At 72.7% G+C, this 17,220-nt stretch carries 15 protein-coding genes, 1 pseudogene and 1 riboswitch; of the genes and pseudogenes, 12 read left to right on the forward strand and 4 right to left on the reverse strand.

What is annotated here, in order from left to right; genetic code table 11:
• The first annotated feature begins 68 nt into the window (after nt 1-68).
• Genes QMF80_RS18725 through QMF80_RS18735 form a run of 3 tightly spaced genes read left to right on the forward strand, consistent with a single transcriptional unit; the run spans nt 69 to nt 3,228 of the window.
• Complete coding sequence (locus tag QMF80_RS18725; protein ID WP_283454748.1) at nt 69-1,868, forward strand: AbeC-like domain-containing protein; 1,800 nt, start codon at nt 69-71, stop codon at nt 1,866-1,868.
• Nucleotides 1,852-2,244, forward strand: a complete 393-nt coding sequence (locus QMF80_RS18730) for a hypothetical protein (protein WP_283454751.1) — start codon at nt 1,852-1,854, stop codon at nt 2,242-2,244. Before QMF80_RS18725 ends, QMF80_RS18730 begins: the two co-directional genes overlap by 17 nt.
• 3 nt (nt 2,245-2,247) lie before the next feature.
• Nucleotides 2,248-3,228: a serine/threonine kinase C-terminal domain-containing protein gene (locus QMF80_RS18735; protein WP_283454753.1), complete on the forward strand. Its 981-nt coding sequence runs from the start codon at nt 2,248-2,250 to the stop codon at nt 3,226-3,228.
• A 25-nt stretch (nt 3,229-3,253) separates the two neighbouring features.
• Here QMF80_RS18735 and QMF80_RS18740 read toward each other — a convergent pair whose 3' ends face one another.
• Entirely contained in the window at nt 3,254-3,781 is a 528-nt protein-coding gene (locus QMF80_RS18740; RefSeq protein ID WP_283454755.1) for a carboxymuconolactone decarboxylase family protein, read from the reverse strand.
• Between the two features lie 46 nt (nt 3,782-3,827).
• Here QMF80_RS18740 and pdxR point away from each other — a divergent pair, with 46 nt between their 5' ends.
• Nucleotides 3,828-5,225, forward strand: a complete 1,398-nt coding sequence (pdxR, locus tag QMF80_RS18745; RefSeq protein WP_283454757.1) for a MocR-like pyridoxine biosynthesis transcription factor PdxR — start codon at nt 3,828-3,830, stop codon at nt 5,223-5,225.
• A 249-nt stretch (nt 5,226-5,474) separates the two neighbouring features.
• Here pdxR and QMF80_RS18750 read toward each other — a convergent pair whose 3' ends face one another.
• Complete coding sequence (locus tag QMF80_RS18750; protein ID WP_283454930.1) at nt 5,475-6,314, reverse strand: DMT family protein; 840 nt, start codon at nt 6,312-6,314, stop codon at nt 5,475-5,477.
• Between the two features lie 134 nt (nt 6,315-6,448).
• Between QMF80_RS18750 and QMF80_RS18755 the strand changes: the two genes are divergently transcribed.
• A complete protein-coding gene (locus QMF80_RS18755) occupies nt 6,449-6,769 on the forward strand; it encodes a hypothetical protein (RefSeq protein ID WP_283454759.1) in 321 nt (106 codons plus the stop codon).
• 5 nt (nt 6,770-6,774) lie between these two features.
• A pseudogene (locus tag QMF80_RS18760) lies at nt 6,775-7,974 on the forward strand (glutathionylspermidine synthase family protein); the annotation flags it as partial.
• 80 nt (nt 7,975-8,054) lie between these two features.
• On the opposite strand, the gene rocD reads toward QMF80_RS18760, so the two are convergent.
• Nucleotides 8,055-9,260, reverse strand: a complete 1,206-nt coding sequence (rocD, locus tag QMF80_RS18765; RefSeq protein WP_283454932.1) for an ornithine--oxo-acid transaminase — start codon at nt 9,258-9,260, stop codon at nt 8,055-8,057.
• 137 nt (nt 9,261-9,397) lie between these two features.
• Nucleotides 9,398-9,488, forward strand: a riboswitch (ZMP/ZTP riboswitch).
• A 35-nt stretch (nt 9,489-9,523) separates the two neighbouring features.
• Between rocD and glyA the strand changes: the two genes are divergently transcribed.
• From glyA to QMF80_RS18785, 4 genes are all read left to right on the forward strand, one after another.
• Nucleotides 9,524-10,792, forward strand: coding sequence for a serine hydroxymethyltransferase (glyA, locus tag QMF80_RS18770; protein WP_283454761.1), 1,269 nt, complete (start codon nt 9,524-9,526; stop codon nt 10,790-10,792).
• 472 nt (nt 10,793-11,264) lie between these two features.
• Nucleotides 11,265-12,278: a tryptophan--tRNA ligase gene (trpS, locus tag QMF80_RS18775; protein WP_283454764.1), complete on the forward strand. Its 1,014-nt coding sequence runs from the start codon at nt 11,265-11,267 to the stop codon at nt 12,276-12,278.
• A gap of 101 nt (nt 12,279-12,379) precedes the next feature.
• Complete coding sequence (locus tag QMF80_RS18780; protein ID WP_283454766.1) at nt 12,380-12,967, forward strand: 2'-5' RNA ligase family protein; 588 nt, start codon at nt 12,380-12,382, stop codon at nt 12,965-12,967.
• A 214-nt stretch (nt 12,968-13,181) separates the two neighbouring features.
• A complete protein-coding gene (locus QMF80_RS18785; protein WP_283454768.1) occupies nt 13,182-14,165 on the forward strand; it encodes a YihY/virulence factor BrkB family protein in 984 nt (327 codons plus the stop codon).
• On the opposite strand, the gene QMF80_RS18790 is transcribed toward QMF80_RS18785, so the two are convergent.
• Nucleotides 14,113-15,354: a D-alanyl-D-alanine carboxypeptidase family protein gene (locus QMF80_RS18790; RefSeq protein WP_283454770.1), complete on the reverse strand. Its 1,242-nt coding sequence runs from the start codon at nt 15,352-15,354 to the stop codon at nt 14,113-14,115. The genes QMF80_RS18785 and QMF80_RS18790 overlap by 53 nt on opposite strands.
• 121 nt (nt 15,355-15,475) lie before the next feature.
• On the opposite strand from QMF80_RS18790, the gene QMF80_RS18795 reads away from it, so the two are divergent.
• Together QMF80_RS18795 and QMF80_RS18800 are read left to right on the forward strand one after the other, a co-directional pair.
• Entirely contained in the window at nt 15,476-15,730 is a 255-nt protein-coding gene (locus QMF80_RS18795; RefSeq protein ID WP_283454773.1) for an SCO4848 family membrane protein, read from the forward strand.
• Nucleotides 15,727-17,091 (forward strand): metallophosphoesterase, encoded by a 1,365-nt coding sequence (locus QMF80_RS18800; protein WP_283454776.1) that lies wholly within the window; start codon nt 15,727-15,729, stop codon nt 17,089-17,091. Before QMF80_RS18795 ends, QMF80_RS18800 begins: the two co-directional genes overlap by 4 nt.
• The last annotated feature ends 129 nt before the right edge of the window (nt 17,092-17,220 follow it).

Genomic DNA, 17,220 nt, shown 5'->3' on the forward strand with positions numbered 1-17,220 from the left:
AACCTGGCCGGGGCGCTTTGGCTTGATTGCCTCTGTCCGGGGATGTCAATGAAATCTAAGGTCACCCGGTGACCGACATTCCCGTGCCCCACCAGCTCACGCCCTCCGACCGCGGCGGCGGGGGTGGTGGCACGGACGACGTCCTCGGTGGACGGCCCCCAGTGCACCCCGCGCTCAGCGAAGCGGGCCGGATGCTGTGCGCGGGCACCTACCTCGACGCCGCGTACCGCGATCGGGTGATCGATGAGCTGTACGTCCACGAGGAGCGCATCGTCGCCCCCTCCTACGGCTTCGACGCCGCCCGCGTCCTCGCCCACGCCCTGCGCGCCCGCCGCGCCGAACTCGGCTGGGCCGCCGGGATCATCGGCGCCTGGTTCATCGGCCTGATCCTCACCGGCGGCTTCCTCGCCACCCTGATGCTGCCCTTCCTCCTGCTCAGCGCGTCCCGCTGGCTGCGCTCGCAGGACAGCCGCCTGGTCCGTCTGCTGGGCGCCGTGCTCCGCGTCTACACCTGGGTGCTCCTGCTCGTCCTGGTGATCGCGATCCTCGGCGTGGCCCTGGCCGCCGGGAACACCTTCGGACCGCTCGGCTCCGTCGGCGCCGACGTCCTCATGTCCGGTCTCACCAGCTCCTTCGCCAGCTCCGACGACCCCTTCGACTCCTCCGGCTACGGCTCCTCCAGCTCCTCCGGCACCGCCGCGGTCGTCTGGTGGGTGCCCGCCGTATTCGCCGCCGTCGTCGCCCTCGTCTGGCTCCAGCGCGGCCAGGCCGCCCGGGCCATCGCCGGGGAACTCTCCCCCCGCCGCTACGCCGACCTCGCGAACGACCCCGCCGAGAACGTCCAGGGCGTCCGCTTCGACCGGATCCGCCGCCGGGTGCGGGCCGAGCAGTACAACCCGCTCGTCATGTACGACATCAACGATCCGCTCTGCGGCGCGGGCGAGCCGTACCGCCCCTGGCACCTGTCCGTCGAACTCCGCCCGCGCACGGACCTCGGCCCCGACCGCAAGGCCGTCCCCGTCACCAACAGCGACATCGTTCGCCAGATCGTCCCCCTGCTCCAGGCCCTGCGCGTGCCCTCCCCGCACGGCTCCCCGGAGGCCCAGGCCGCCGTGCTCGACCGGCTGCGCGAACTCGTCATCGACGAATGCGTGTTCCTGCCCGGCGGCGGACTCCCGCACCGCGACGCCGTCCCGCTCTCCGCCGAGGCCTTCGCCCAGCACCGGGCCGCAGCCATCGAGGAGGGCGGCGAACGCCGCCGCCACTTCCTGCGCGTCCGGGTCGGCGGCTGGGACGAGAACCTCGTCGTCACCGTCTTCGTCCGCTTCCACACCCAGGGCGCGATGATGATGCTGGAGGTCGCGCCGCACGTCCTGCTGCCGCTGCGCACCGTCTTCCAGAACGCCGACGCCGACGCCCACCGCTACCTCCACAACAACTGGCTGGGCAAGGCCGCCTGGGCCCTGCGGCACGCGCCCGGTTCGCTCGCCTCCTCCGTCGTCATCCTGGGCCGCGGCATCGCCAGCTGGTGGCGGATCACCACCGGTGGCCACGGCGGCGCCCTCCCCGAGGGCCCCGGCCTCTCGGTGCGCGAACTCGCCTCGCAGGACAACGGTTCGCTGTTCCACCTCATGGACCTCGACCGGTATCTGAAAACCATTCAGGACCGGGTGGTCAGCGGTGTGACACTGGCCCTGCACGAAGCGGGCTGGCACACCGAGGAGTTCGCCGAGCGCGCGATCGTGGTCGCGGAGGGCGGGGTGTTCATCCAGTCGGCGAACAACAGCGCCTTCAGTGTCGGCGGCAGCGGACACAGCAACACCACCCACCACTCGGGCAGGAGGAGGAGCAGTGGCCACTCACGGTGAGCGGGGCGGGGCCCCGTACGAGGGACCCTCGGTCCGGATCGGCAACGCCGACGGCAGCAGCTTCAGCATCGGCGGCAGCAACATCACCAACACCGTCCACCACGGAGCGGCGACGCCCGCGGCGCCCGGGCCCGAGGAACTCCTCGAAGCGGTACGGGACCTGCGCGCCGCGCTCGTCCGGCTGCCCCGCGGCGAGGACCGCAACGCGCTCGACGCCGAACTCGACGCCGTCGCCGGTGACCTGGAGGGCGCGACCGCGATCCGGCCCGGCCTGGGGGAGCGGCTGCGGGGCGCCCTCACCCGCTGGGCCCCGCTGGTCGAACCGCTGAACGCGGCGACCGCGCTCGGCGCCCTGCTCGTGAGCCTGGGAGGCTGACCGGTGCCACCCGAAGCCCCCGGCACGCCCCGCTGGGACCCGCAGGCGCAGCGCTGGGTCTGGGACGACCCCGGCCCGCCGCCCGGGCAGTCGCCCGCGCCCGCCGCCCCGCCCGCGCAGGGCGTGTACGGGCCGCCGCCCACCCTGCCGCCGGAGTACCCGCCGACCCGGGCCGAGGACGCGGGTTCCGGGTGGCCGCCGTCCGGGCCCACGCAGCAGCTCCCGGTCCAGCCGCCGCCGCTGTCCTATCCGCCGCCACCGCCCCCGGAGTTCCAGCCCGGGCCGCCCGGAGCGCCCCCCGGTGGCGGGTCCCGGCGCTGGCTGACCCCGGCGACGGCGGGCATCGCGGTGGCCGCCGTCGCGATCGGCGCGGCGGCCGTCTGGTTCATGCTGCGCGACTCCGGCGGCGCGGCTCCGGACCAGGCGCACGGCACGTCCACGCCCAGCGTGTCGACGTCCGGATCACCTGGCCCCCGTACGTCCGGGACCTCCTCCAGCCCCCGTGCGAGCGCCAGTGACCTCGTGAGTCCCAGCGCCAGTGCGAGCGGACCGGCGGCGGGCTACACCACGCTCACCGACCCGAAGGGCTTCACGATCGCCGTCCCCAAGGGCTGGATCCGCGACGATCCCGGCAACGGTGTCTTCTACCGCACCGCCGACCGCTCCTCGCTGCTCCAGATCTTCCGCGTGGTGGAGCCTGAGCTGAGCCCCCTCGACGCCGTCCAGGGGGCCTCGGCCGACCTGCGCCAACGCACCACTGGCTACACGGAGATCAGGGTCGGCGCGGTTCCCGGCGGCTCGGGCGCCTGCGAGCTGGTCTACGAGTACGACAGCGCGGAATCGCACGGCCGCCGACGGGGCGTCGAACGGGTCTTCGTCGCCCAGGACGGCCTGAAGTGGGCGCTGTTGGCGGCCGGACCGGCCGCCGACGCGGACACCACGCGGGCGAACCTCGCGGCGGCGGTGCAAGCCTTCCACCCGTGAGCCGGCGGAAGGCGGCGGTCCGCGGTCAGCTCTTGTACATGCCCGGGGTGTAGTGGCCCGGAACCATGCGGGTGGTGACACCGAAGCGGTTCCACACGTTGATCGTCGCGATCACGGCGATCAGCTTGGCCAGCTCGGCCTCCTCGAAGTGCTTCGCCGCCCGCTCGTACACCTCGTCGGGAACGAAGCCGTTCGTCAGGACGGTCACGGCCTCGGTCAGTTCGATCGCGGCCAGTTCCTTCTCGGTGTAGAAGTGCCGCGACTCCTCCCAGGCGTTCAGCAGCACGATCCGGTCGACGCTCTCGCCCGCCGCGATCGCGTCCTTGGTGTGCATGTCCAGACAGAAGGCGCAGTGGTTGAGCTGCGAGGCGCGGATCTTCACCAGCTCGACCAGAGCCGGGTCCAGGCCCTTCTTCGAGGCGATCTCCAGGGCGAGGACCGCCTTGTAGACCTCGGGGGCGAGCTTGCCGATCTGCATCCGGGGCGTGTGCTCGGGAGCGTGGGCGTGGGTGTGGCCGTCGGTCGGGGCGGGGGTCTGTGCGTGGGTGGTCATGAACCCACTCTACGAACCGGGCGGACCGCGTATATGGTCCATATTCATGACGGATTCATGGGCCACTTTCGGCGCTGACCTGCACCTCGAACTCGTCGCGGGCCGCGGTCTGCGGGCCGGGCTCACCGAGTCCCTGCGCGAGGCCGCGCGCAGTGGCAGGCTGGCCCCCGGCACCCGGCTGCCGTCCTCCCGCAGCCTCGCCGCGGACCTCGGCATCGCCCGCAACACCGTCGCCGAAGCCTACGCCGAGCTGGTCGCCGAAGGCTGGCTGACCGCCCGGCAGGGCTCCGGCACCCGGGTCGCGGAACGGGCCCGCCCGCGCCGGGCCGCGGCCGCCCCGCCGGTACGCCGCCCCGCGCGCCGGGGGCCCGCCTACAGCCTGATCCCCGGCTCCCCCGACCTCGGCGGCTTTCCCCGCGCGGCCTGGCTGACCGCGGCCCGGCGCGCGCTCACCGAGGCCCCGAACGAGGCCTTCGGCTACGGCGGCGACCAGCGCGGCCGGATCGAACTGCGCGAGGCCCTCGCCGGGTACCTGGCCCGGGCCCGCGGCGTGCACGCCGACCCCGAACGCATCGTGCTGTGCTCCGGCTTCGCGCACGGGCTCCAGCTGATGGCCCGGCTGCTGCGGGCCCGCCGGGTGCGGGAGGTCGGGGTGGAGGCGTACAGCCTCGACGTGCACCGGGACCTGCTCACCGACAGCGGGCTGCGGAGCCGGCCGGTCCTGCTGGACGCCTCGGGGGCGCGCACGCGGGACCTGGCCGGGCTGGGGGTCGGGGCCGTCATGCTCACCCCGGCGCACCAGTTCCCCACCGGGGTGGCGCTGACGCCGGGGCGGCGGGCGGCGGCCGTCGACTGGGCGCGGACCACCGGGGGCCTGATCCTGGAGGACGACTACGACGGGGAGTTCCGCTACGACCGCCAGCCGGTCGGCGCCCTCCAGGGCCTGGACCCGGACCGGGTGGTCTACCTCGGCACGGCCAGCAAGTCCCTGGCGCCGGGGCTGCGGATGGGCTGGATCGTGGCCCCACCGGGCGTGGTCGACGAACTCCTCGCGGTCAGGGGCCGTACCGACTGGAACTCCAGTGCGCTGGACCAGCTGACGCTGGCGCAGTTCATCACGTCCGGGGCGTACGACCGCCACGTGCGCGGGATGCGCCTGCGGTACCGCAGGCGGCGCGACGAACTGGTGGCGGCGGTGGGGGAGCGGGTCGCGGTCTCGGGCATCGCGGCGGGGCTGCACGCCGTGCTGGACCTGCCCGGGGGGACGGAGCGGTCCTACGTCCAGTCCGGGGCCTGGCAGGAGCTGGCCCTGGAGGGCCTGGCCCGGTTCCGGCACCCGGAGGCGGACATGCCGATGCGGGACGCGCTGATCGTGGGCTACGGCACCCCGTCCGACAGCGCCTGGTCCCCCACCCTCACGGCCCTCCGCGGCACCCTCCCCTAACCCCGGGGCTCCGCCCCGGACCCCGCGCCTCAAACGCCGGCGGGGCTGGGATGTCGCCTCGCTGGAAGGCGGCCGCGCGCGGGCTGGATCGCCGCGCAGCGGCAAGCCCAGCCCCGCCGGCGGTTGAGCCGCTGCCGGAGGCGACGTCAGCGAGGTCGGGCGTCCACGCGCTGCCGGAGGCGACGTCGGGCGGGCGCGCGGGCGCCGGAGGCGGGGGGCAGCCGCCCGGCGATTGAGGGCGGGGCCGGGTCAGCCCGCCGGCGGCTCCACCGCAGGGGCCGGTTCGCCGAAGCGGCCGAGCGCAAGGGCACCCGCCACCGCCACCGCGAACCCCAGCACCGCGAGCCACCCCAGCCCCTCCCGCGTCCGGTCCCCGAGCCACACCACACCCACCACCGCGGGCCCGACCGTCTCGCCCAGCACCAGCCCGGCCGTGGCCGCCGTCACCGAGCCCCGCTGCAACGCCGAGGTCAGCAGCAGGAACGCCGCGCCGCCCCCCAGCAGCAGCGCGTACGTCGCCGGGTTCGCCACCAGCGCCCCCGGCGCGAACCCGTCGATCAGCCGGACCGCGACCTCCACCACCCCGAAACCCGTCCCCGCCCCCAGCCCGAGCACCAGCGCCCGCGAGCGGTCCGGGAGCCGCCCGGCCGCCGTCCCCACCAGCAGGACCGCCGCCGCGGCGCCCAGCATCGTCCACTTGAGCGCCGTGGTCGCCGGCCGGGAACCCTCCTCGCCGGAGGCGAGGGCCAGCAGGCCGAGGCCCAGGCAGACCACGCCGACCGCGCCCCACTCCGTACCGCTCAGCCGGATCCGCAGCAGCCGCGCCGCGACCACGGCCGTCACCGCGAGGCTGGCGGCCAGCGCCGCGCCGACCGCGTAGATGGGGATCGAGCGCAGCGCGATGATCTGGAAGACGAAGCCGACGGAGTCGAGCCCCAGACCGGCGAGGTAGCGCCACTGCCGCAGCGCCCGCACCAGCAGGGCCGGGTCCACCCCCGAGCCCGTACCCGGCTCGGCCGCCCGGGCGGCCACCGCCTGGAACACGGACGCCGTACCGAAACAGACCGCCGAAGCGAGCGCGCACACCATCCCGAGAAGCACGGACCGACTCTAGTACCGCGTCAGGCACTAGGTGGTGGGAGGCTCGGGCGGCCGGATTCCATCGGTGGGGCAGCCCGCTCTAGGGTGGGGGCCGGAACGAGCCGCCCAGGGGGAGTACGAACATGGACGACAACGGCAAGACCACCACGAACGGCACCGCACGGCGCCGCATGCGCTCCGGCGCGGTCGCCCTCGGCGGCATGGGACTGCTCGCCGCCTCCCTCGTCGCCTGCGGTTCCAGCAGCGAGCCGGACAAGCGCTGCGTGTCGAAGACCTCGCTGGACAAGCTCGACAGCAAGGAGTGCCGCAGCGGCGGCCGCGGCACCTACTACTACGGCGGCACCACCAGCAACGGCAAGGCCACCGGCGGCAGCTTCGACAAGTCCGCGGTCAGCCGCGGCGGCATCGGTGGCGGCGGCAGCCACAAGTCCAGCGGCGGCTGACCGGCATGCGCAGGCACACCATCGAGCCCCGCCCCGACTGGCAGCGCATCGTCGAGGAGCAGGGGCTGATCTACCCGCTCACCCGCTACCCCGACGACTCCCTGCGCCCCTACTGGGACGAGAGCGCCTACTACTCCTTCACGCTGCCCGAGGTCGAGGCGCTGGAGGACGTGGTCGAGGAACTGCACACGATGTGCCTGGCCGCGGCCGCGCACATCGTGGACCGCGCCCGGTTCGCGGACCTCGGGATCACCGACCCCCGGCTGTGCGCGCTGATCACCGAGTCCTGGCGGCGGCGCGCCGAACAGCCCTCCCTCTACGGCCGGTTCGACCTGCGCTACGACGGCCAGGGCGGCCCGGCGAAGATGCTGGAGTACAACGCGGACACCCCCACCTCCCTGGTGGAGGCGGCGAGTCCGCAGTGGTTCTGGATGGAGGACCGCTTCCCCGGCGCCGACCAGTGGAACTCGCTGCACGAGCGGCTCGTCGAGGCCTGGCGCCGCCAGGCCCGGCTGCTGCCGCCCGGTCCCGTGCACTTCGCGCACTCGGAGGCCGACGAGCTGGGCGAGGACCTGATGACGGTCGCCTACCTCCAGGAGACCGCCGAGCAGGCCGGGCTGGCCACCGAGGCCCTGTCGGTCGAGCGGATCGGCTGGGACGGGCTCTCCGGCCGGTTCGTCGACGAGAAGCTCCGCTTCATCCGCAGCTGCTTCAAGCTCTACCCGTGGGAATGGCTGGCCGAGGACGAGTTCGGCCCGCAGGTCCTGGACACCATGGACCTCGGCGGAGCCTGCGGTTCCACGCTCTGGATCGAACCGGTCTGGAAGATGCTGCTCTCGAACAAGGCCCTGCTGGCCGTCCTGTGGGAGCTGTACCCGGACCACCCGAACCTGCTCCCGGCCTACCTCGACGGCCCGCGCGAGCTGGCGCACACCACGGGGTACGTCGCCAAGCCGCTGCTGGGCCGCGAGGGCGACGGGGTCACCCTGCACCCCGCGGGCGGGCCCCCGTACGCGCCCCCGTCGGGCGCCGAGGACGACGAACCGATGTGCTTCCAGGGCCTCGCCCCGCTGCCCGACTTCGACGGCAACCGCGTGGTGCTCGGCGCGTGGGTCGTCGAGGACGAGGCGGCGGGGCTCGGCATCCGGGAATCCGCGGGGCCGGTCACGGACGAGTACGCCCGCTTCCTGCCCCACGTCATACTCCAGGCCGACCAGGCCGACCAGGCCGACCAGGCCGACCAGGCCGACCAGGCCGACCAGGCCGACCAGGCCGACCAGGCCGACTAGGCCGACAGGACCGCGCGCAGCTGGTCGAGCCCCCAGTCGAGGTCCTCCTTGCTGATGACCAGCGGCGGCGCGATCCGGATCGTGGACCCGTGGGTGTCCTTGACCAGGACCCCCCGCTCCATCAGCTTCTCGGAGATCTCCCGGCCCGTGCCGAGCGAGGGGTCGATGTCCACCCCGGCCCACAGGCCGCGCCCGCGGACGGCGGTCACCGCGCCGCCGCCCACCAGCAGGTTCAGCTCCCGGTGCAGGTGGTCGCCCAGTTCGGTGGCGCGCTGCTGGTACTCGCCGGTGCGCAGCATCGCGATCACCTCCAGGGCGACCGCGCAGGCCAGCGGGTTGCCGCCGAAGGTGGAGCCGTGCTCGCCGGGGTGGAAGACCCCGAGCACGTCACGGTCGGCGACCACCGCGGAGACCGGCACCACGCCGCCGCCGAGCGCCTTGCCCAGGATGTACAGGTCCGGTACGACGCCCTCGTGGTCCAGCGCGAAGGTCTTGCCGGTCCGCCCGAGCCCCGACTGGATCTCGTCGGCCATGAAGAGCACGTTCCGCTCCCGCGTCAGCTCCCGTACGGCCCCCAGATAGCCCGGCGGCGGCACCAGCACCCCCGCCTCGCCCTGGATCGGCTCGATCAGCACGGCGACGGTGGTGTCGGTGACGGCGGCCGCGAGGGCGTCGAGGTCGCCGTAGGCAACGATGTCGAACCCGGGGGTGTAGGGCCCGTAGTGGTCCCGGGCCTCGGGGTCGGTGGAGAAGGACACGATGGTCGTCGTGCGCCCGTGGAAGTTGTTGGCCGCGACCACGATCCTGGCCTGGCCGTCCGGGACGCCCTTGACCTCGTACCCCCACTTGCGGGCGGTCTTCACGGCCGTCTCCACGGCTTCCGCGCCCGTGTTCATGGGCAGCACCATCTCCTTGCCGCACAGTGCGGCCAGCTCGCCGCAGAAGTCGGCGAACCGGTCGTGGTGGAAGGCGCGGGAGGTGAGCGTGACCCGCTCCAGCTGCGCCCGGGCGGCGTCGATCAGCCGCCGGTTGCCGTGCCCGAAGTTCAGGGCCGAGTAGCCCGCGAGCATGTCGAGGTAGCGCTTGCCCTCCACGTCGGTCATCCACGCGCCCTCCGCCGAGGCGACGACGACGGGAAGCGGATGGTAGTTGTGCGCACTGTGCGCGTCGGCTGCGCTGATGGCGGCCGAGGTGGCGGCAATGCTCTGGGCGTCGGTCCGTGTCGACACGGGGTCTCCGTTTCGTCCGTGCGGGGCAGTGACGAGGGTGGCGTCATTGTCTATCTCGCTCGTCCCGGGCACGCGGAAACCTCATCCGTGGCGCGGCCGCTAAGGTGAGCGGTACGCACGGCGACTGGCGCACGGAGAACGAACTCCGGGGGAGCCGTGCGCGCAGGACCGCATGGAAGGCCGCTCGCCTGGGCCTCGCGGGGACGAGACCGTACATCGACCCCGGAGGAGCCGCCATGTCCGCGAGCCGCCATCCCGCCCTGTCCGCCACCGATCCCGAGCTGGCCGGATTCGTCGCCGCCGAGGAAACGCTCCAGGCGCAGACCCTGCGGCTGATCCCCAGCGAGAACTACGTGTCCGCGGCCGTGCTCGAAGCGTCCGGCACGGTGCTGCAGAACAAGTACAGCGAGGGCTACCCGGGCCGCCGCTACTACGAGGGCCAGCAGAACATCGACCGGATCGAGGCCCTCGCGATCGAGCGGGCCAAGGGCCTCTTCGGCGTGGACCACGCCAACGTCCAGCCCTACTCCGGCTCCCCGGCCAACCTGGCCGTCTACCTCGCCTTCGCGCGGCCCGGCGACACCGTGATGGGCATGGCCCTGCCGATGGGCGGGCACCTGACGCACGGGTGGGGGGTGTCGGCGACCGGGTCGTGGTTCCGGGGCGTGCGGTACGGCGTACGGGCGGACGACGGGCTGATCGACTTCGACGAGGTCCGTGACCTGGCCCTCAAGGAGCGGCCGAAGATCATTTTCTGTGGCGGTACGGCGCTGCCCCGGACCATCGACTTCGCCGCCTTCGCCGCGATCGCGAAGGAGGCCGGGGCCGTGCTGGTCGCGGACGTCGCGCACATCGCGGGCCTGATCGCGGGCGGGGCGCACCCGTCGCCGGTCCCGCACGTGGACGTGGTGTCCACCACCACGCACAAGACCCTGCGGGGGCCGCGGGGCGCGATGCTGATGTGCCGCGAGGAGCACGCGAAGGCCATCGACAAGGCCGTCTTCCCGGGGCTCCAGGGCGGCCCGCACAACCAGACGACGGCCGGGATCGCGGTGGCGCTGCACGAGGCGGCGCAGCCGTCGTTCGTGACGTACGCGCACGGGGTGGTGGCCAACGCGAAGGCCCTCGCCGAGGCGCTGCTCGCGCGGGGGTTCGACCTGGTCTCGGGCGGTACGGACAACCACCTGATCCTGCTGGACCTGACCTCGCGGGGGGTGCCGGGGAAGGTGGCGGCGAAGGCGCTGGACCGGGCGGGGATCGTGGTGAACTACAACACGGTGCCGTTCGATCCGCGCAAGCCGTTCGATCCCTCGGGGATCCGGATCGGGACGCCGTCGCTGACGTCGCGGGGGCTGCGGCCGGAGCACATGCCGGTGGTGGCGGACTGGATCGCGCGGGGCGTCGCGGCGGGGGCCGTCGCCGACGAACCGGCCCTGTCGGCGCTCCGTGCCGAGGTGACGTCCCTGATGTCCACCTTCCCGGCCCCGGGCCTCCCCATCGCCTGACCCCTTCTGGGGCCGCCGAGGGGCGGCGCCCCTTCAGCCTCGCCGGCGTTTGAGGCGCCCCCGGAGGGCATGACCGGATCAGCCGGGGTCCGGGCCGGGCCAGTTCTGTGACGGCGAGGCCGTCGGGCCTCCGGCGGCGCCTCAACCGCCGGCGGGGCTGCGTTTCGGCGGGGCCGGGTCTGCCGGGCGGGGCTGAGTTTCGGCGGGCCGGGTCTGCCGGGCGGAAGTGGGTTTCGGCGGGGCGGGTCTGCCGGGTAAAGCTGGGTTTCGGCGGGGCCGGGGGTTGGGGCTCTCAGCCCCGCCGGCGTTTGAGGCGGTCGCGGTCGGCGGAAAGCGGTCGCTTGATTCGCGCAAGATCCAGCCGAACGGTACGCACGGGTGCCCGCCACGACACCGGCCCCCCGCCGGCAGGCGACCCGGTTCCGGCCACTGCGGGGCCGAAGAGCACCCCCGCACCTGAGAGAATGGGCCCATGGCCTCTGATCGTCCCCGCGCGCTCTCCGGGATCCAGCCCACCTCCGGTTCGTTCCACCTCGGGAACTACCTCGGAGCGATTCGGCAGTACGTCGCCCTGCAGGAAACCCACGACGCCTTCTACATGGTCGTCGACCTGCACGCGATCACCATGCCGCAGGATCCGAAGGAACTCCGCGCCAATACGCGGCTCTCCGCCGCCCAGCTGCTCGCCGCCGGGCTCGACCCCGAGCGCTGCACCCTCTTCGTCCAGAGCCACGTGCCCGAGCACGCGCAGCTCGGCTGGGTCATGAACTGCATCACCGGCTTCGGCGAGGCCAGCCGGATGACCCAGTTCAAGGACAAGTCCGCGAAGTCGGGCGCCAACAACGCCACCGTCGGCCTGTTCACGTACCCGATCCTCCAGGTCGCCGACATCCTGCTCTACCAGGCGAACGCCGTCCCCGTCGGCGAGGACCAGCGCCAGCACATCGAGCTGACCCGCGACCTGGCCGAGCGCTTCAACCAGCGCTTCGGCAAGACCTTCACGGTCCCGGCCGCCCACATCGTCAAGGAGGTCGCGAAGATCTACGACCTCCAGGACCCGGCGATCAAGATGTCGAAGTCCGCGTCCACCCCCAAGGGCCTGATCAACCTCCTCGACGAGCCCAAGGCCACCGAGAAGAAGATCAAGAGCGCGGTCACCGACACCGAGGCCGAGATCCGGTTCGACGCCGAGAAGAAGCCCGGCGTCAGCAACCTGCTCACGATCTACTCCACCCTCACGGGTACGACGGTCGCCGTCCTGGAGGAGAAGTACGAGGGCAAGGGCTACGGCGCTCTGAAGACCGACCTGGCCGAGATCATGGTCGACTTCGTCACACCGTTCAAGCAGCGCACCCAGGAGTACCTGGACGACCCGGCGACGCTGGACGACGTACTCGCCAAGGGTGCGGAGAAGGCCCGCGCGGTCGCCTCCGAGACCCTGGCGAACGCCTACGACCGTCTCGGTTTCCTGCCCGCGAAGCACTGACCTGCGACTCTGGCCGTTTGGATGAGGTGGCCTCACACTGGGGGCTGCGCATCGCGCACAGACGACGCACAGACCGCATCCGGACGACCGAGGAGACATACGTGGGGACCGTAACGCTCGGCGTTTCGATCGCGGTCCCGGAGCCGTACGGCAGCCAGCTCCAGCAGCGGCGCGCCGGCTTCGGGGACGTTGCCGCGCACGGCATCCCCACGCATGTCACCCTCGTGCCGCCGACCGAGGCGGACGCGGACCGGCTGCCCGCGATCCGGGCCCACCTGGCCGAGGTCGCGGCGGCCTTCCGCCCCTTCACGATGCGGCTGTCGGGCACCGGAACCTTCCGCCCGCTCTCGCCCGTGGTCTTCGTCAAGGTCGTCGAGGGCGCCCTGGGCTGCACCCGGCTCCAGAGCCAGGTGCGCGATCCCGGCGGCCCGGTCAGCCGCGAGCTGGCCTTCCCGTACCACCCGCACGTCACCGTCGCCCACGGGATCTCCGAGGAGGCGATGGACCTGGCCTTCGAGTCCCTCGCCGACTACGACGCCGAGTGGACCTGCGAGAGCTTCGCGCTCTACGAGCAGGGCTCCGACGGGGTGTGGCGCAAGCTGCGCGAGTACCCGTTCGGCACGGGACCGACGGGCGTCCCGGCGCAGGCCGGATCCCCGGTCGACGAGCCGACCGCGCACCGGTCCTGAACCTGCCGCGCCCGGACCTGCCGCGCCCGGACCTGCTCCCGGCCGCTCCGGCGCAGCGGCCGCAGGGCCAGCAGCGTGCGGAAACGGAGCTCTCGCAGGAGCAGGTCATGGAACGGGCGGTCCGCCGCCGCCGTGCGAAAAGTCACAATCGACGACCGTAGCGCCCGAAAGTGGCAATCCCGGCTATTTCCGGACGCTGAATTACGGTGATCCCATGGACTGGCTGACGAAACTTCCCCTGATCGGGCCCCTGGTGGCCCGTCTCATGCGGACCCACGCGTGGCGCGCGTACGAGCGGCTCGACCGCGTCCGCTGGAGCAGGCTCGCCGCCGCCATCACCTTCATCAGCTTCCTGGCGTTGTTCCCGCTGATCACCGTGGCCGCGGCCCTCGGCGCGGCGCTGCTCACCTCCCAGCAGCTCGCCCGGCTGGAGGCCAACCTCGCCCAGCAGGTGCCCGGGATCTCCGACCAGCTCAACATCGAGGCACTCGTCGACAACGCGGGCACGGTCGGCCTCGTCGCCGCCGGGATCCTGCTCTTCACCGGCATCGGCTGGGTCGGTTCGATGCGCGGCTGCCTGCGCGCGGTCTGGGAGAAGGACGACGAGGACGCGGGGAACCCCTTCGTCCGCAAGGGCAAGGACGCCCTGGTCCTGATCGGCCTCGGCGGCGCCGCCCTCGCCTCGGCCGGAGCCTCGATCATCGGCTCCACCGCCGTCGGCCGCTTCGGCGCCTGGCTGGGCATCCCCGACCACGGGGGCGGCGGCGCGGTGCTGCGCGTCGGCGCCTTCGCCGCCGGGGTGCTGGCCGCCTTCCTGCTCCTGCTGTACGTACTGACCCTGCTGCCCGGGGTCCAGCCCCCGCGCCGCCGCCTGATCCAGGCTGCCCTCATCGGCGCGGCGGGCTTCGAACTGCTGAAACTCCTGCTCAGCGGCTATATGCGGGAGGTCGCGGCCAAGAGCATGTACGGGGCTTTCGGCGTCCCCATCGCGCTGTTGCTCTGGATCAACTTCACCGCGAAACTGCTGCTCTTCTGCGCCGCCTGGACGGCGGCCCGCGATGACCTGGACGGCGACGGCGTGGAGGACCCCGAACGCGTGGAGGACCACGAACCCGCGGAGGACCCCGAGCCGTCGCCGCGCGGGGTCAGCTCAGGTCCCCGCCGCGCCCCTGACGGCCCCGCGGCCAGCGCCGGTTGACCAGGAACGCCCCGGCCGCGAGGGCCGCGACCACGCCGCTCGCGATGCCGAACGCCGTACCGATGCCGCCGCCGCTCTCCTCGTCCGCCGCCACCGTGCCGTTCTCGTGCGACTGGGCGGGGGAGCCGACCCCGGAGGTGTCGGCGCTCTTCGGCGGTACCAGCTCACCGACCGGCTTCACCTTCCCGACCGCCGCGAAACCCCAGTCGAAGAGGGTCGCGGTCTCCTCGTAGACCGAGTTCACCCCGCCCGCCGCCGGGTTCATCACCGTCACCACGAGCTTCTTGTCGCCGCGCTGGGCGACGCCCGTGAAGGTGGAGCCGGCCATGGTGGTGTTGCCGTTCTTCACCCCCGCGATGCCCTTGTAGGGGGAGATGCCCCCGGCACCCGTCATCAGCCGGTTGGTGTTCTGGATCTCGAAGCTGTCGCGCGGCTGGCCGGGCTTCTGCTCGCCGGGGAACTTCGCGCTCGCCGTGGCGGCGTACTCCCGGAAGTCCTTCTTCTGCAGCCCGGAGCGGGCGATCAGGGTCAGGTCGTACGCGCTGGAGACCTGCTCCGGAGCGTCGTAACCGTCGGGGGAGATCACATGGGTGTCGAGGGCCTGGAGTTCATCGGCGTGCGCCTGCATGTCCTTGACGGTCTTCTCGACCCCGCCGTTCATGGACGACAGCACGTGCACGGCGTCGTTCCCGGACCGCAGGAACACCCCGAGCCACAGGTCGTGGACGGTGTAGTCGAGGTCCTCCTTGACCCCGACCAGGCTGCTGCCCGCGCCGACCCCGGAGAGCTCCTGCTGACTGACCTTGTGCACCTCGTCCTTGGGGAGCGAGGGCAGCACGGTGTCCGCGAAGAGCATCTTCATGGTGGAGGCCGGGGGCAGTCGCCAGTGCGCGTTCTCCGCGGCCAGCACCTCGCCGGTCTCCGCGTCGGCCACGATCCAGGACCGGCCCGTCAGGTTCGTGGGCAGCGCGGGCGCGCCGGGCAGCAGATTGACCTGCGGACCCGGCTTCCCGAGCAGGATCCCGCCGACCGTGGACATCGACGCGGGCGGCGCGGGCGCCTTCGCGGGAGCCTTGCCGCCCTTGGCGTCCGGCGTCGGAGTGGGGCCTACGGCGTACGCGGGGGCCGCGAGCACAGCGGGCAGCAGCGCGGCGGAAAGGACCGTCAGCGCGGTCTTTTTAGCAGACACGCACGAGAACGTACATCGCATTGTCGCTTTAACCGCTTCCCTCGGGTCAACCCGCCGCAACCACTGCCGGGACAGCCCACCCCGGCGCGTCCGTTCCGGGGGCGGAACCGATACTGGGGGCATGAGACTCAGCCGTGCCACGTCCTGGTTCCTGCTGTCCTTCGGAGTGTGGAGCTGGTTCATCTGGGTGTCTTTCGTCCGGAACCTGTGGAAGGACGGCAGTGGACTGGCCTTCGACGCCGCCGGAGACCCCACCGCGTACTTCTGGGTGCACCTGTCGCTCGCCATCGCGTCCTTTCTCCTGGGGACGGGTGTAGGGGTCATCGGGTTGCGTGGGGTCCGGGCGCTGCGGCGTGGATCACGTGACGCGGCATGACCGTGCTCCTCTTCTCCCTGGTCGCGCTGGTGGTGCTGGGCCTGCTGGTGCTGGTGCACCGGTGGGTGTGGGTCCGGCTGGTCCGTGACACGACCGCCCCGGGCGGGTGGACGCGGCGGGTGCTGACCGGGTGTGTCTTCGCGCTGCCGGTGCTGTCGGTGGCGGCGCTGGTCGCGGGGCGGGCGGGGGCGCCGTTCTGGGTGCAGCGGGTGGTGGCGTGGCCGGGGTTCATGTGGCTGGCGGTGCTGCTGTACCTGGCGCTGGCGCTGCTGCTGGCCGAGCCCCTGCGGCTGCTCCTCCGCCGGTCCCCGGCCCCGGCTTCGGCTTCGGCTTCGGTCCCGGCCCCCGCCTCCGGCGGTGAGGCCGGGAGCGTCCCGCTCGCCTCCGTCCCGGCCTCCGCCGGCGCCTCGCCCGCCGGCGGCGTCGGGATCGCCTCAAGCGCCGACGGGGCCGGTCCTGCCTCCGGCGGCGCCGCACCCGCCGACGAGGCCGCATCGCCCGCCCCGCCGGAGCCGAGCACGGCCGGGCAGGGTGCGACGCGGCGGGTGTTCGTGGCCCGGGTGCTTGCCGGAGCGGCGGTCGCGGCAGCGGGCGGCACCGTCGGGTACGGGACCTACGGCGTCCTCCGCGGCCCCAGGGTCAAGCGCGTCACCGTCCCCCTCGCCAAACTCCCCCGCCCGGCCCACGGCTTCCGGATCGCCGTCGTCAGCGACGTCCACCTCGGCCCCATCCTCGGCCGCGCCCACACCACCCGCATCGTCGACACGGTCAACGCCACCCAGCCCGATCTCATCGCCATCGTCGGCGACCTCGTGGACGGCTCGGTCCACGACCTCGGGTCCGCCGCCGAACCGCTCGCCCGGCTCCGGGCCCGGCACGGCAGCTTCTTCGTCACCGGCAACCACGAGTACTTCTCCGGGGCCCAGCAGTGGGTGGACCACGTCCGCGAGCTGGGCGTGCACCCCCTGGAGAACGCCCGCCAGGAGCTGCCGTACTTCGACCTCGCGGGCGTCAACGACGTCGCGGGCGAGAGCGAGGGCCACGGCCCGGACTTCGACAAGGCCCTCGGCGGCCGGGACCGCGCGCACCGTACGGCCGTACTCCTCGCCCACCAGCCGATCGTGATCCACGACGCGGTCCGCCACGGGGTGGATCTCCAGCTGTCGGGTCATACGCACGGCGGTCAGCTGTGGCCGGGAAACTACCTTGCGGAACTCGCCAACCCGACCGTCGCGGGTCTGGAAAGATACGGGGACACCCAGCTTTATGTGTCCCGCGGGGCCGGTGCGTGGGGACCGCCCGTGAGGGTCGGTGCACCCTCTGACATCACCGTCGTCGAACTCGTCTCATACCAGACATAATTCCTCACAACCGGCAGCGAAACGCCCTTCCACCACCGAATTTTCCGTGATTGGGTGACCGGTAATCGGATAAACATGCGTCAGCAGCGGACACGCGGCCCGGCGCGGGGTGGGCAATGAGGAGTTCTG

The organism is Streptomyces sp. G-G2 (assembly GCF_030063135.1).
Classification (GTDB): domain Bacteria; phylum Actinomycetota; class Actinomycetes; order Streptomycetales; family Streptomycetaceae; genus Streptomyces.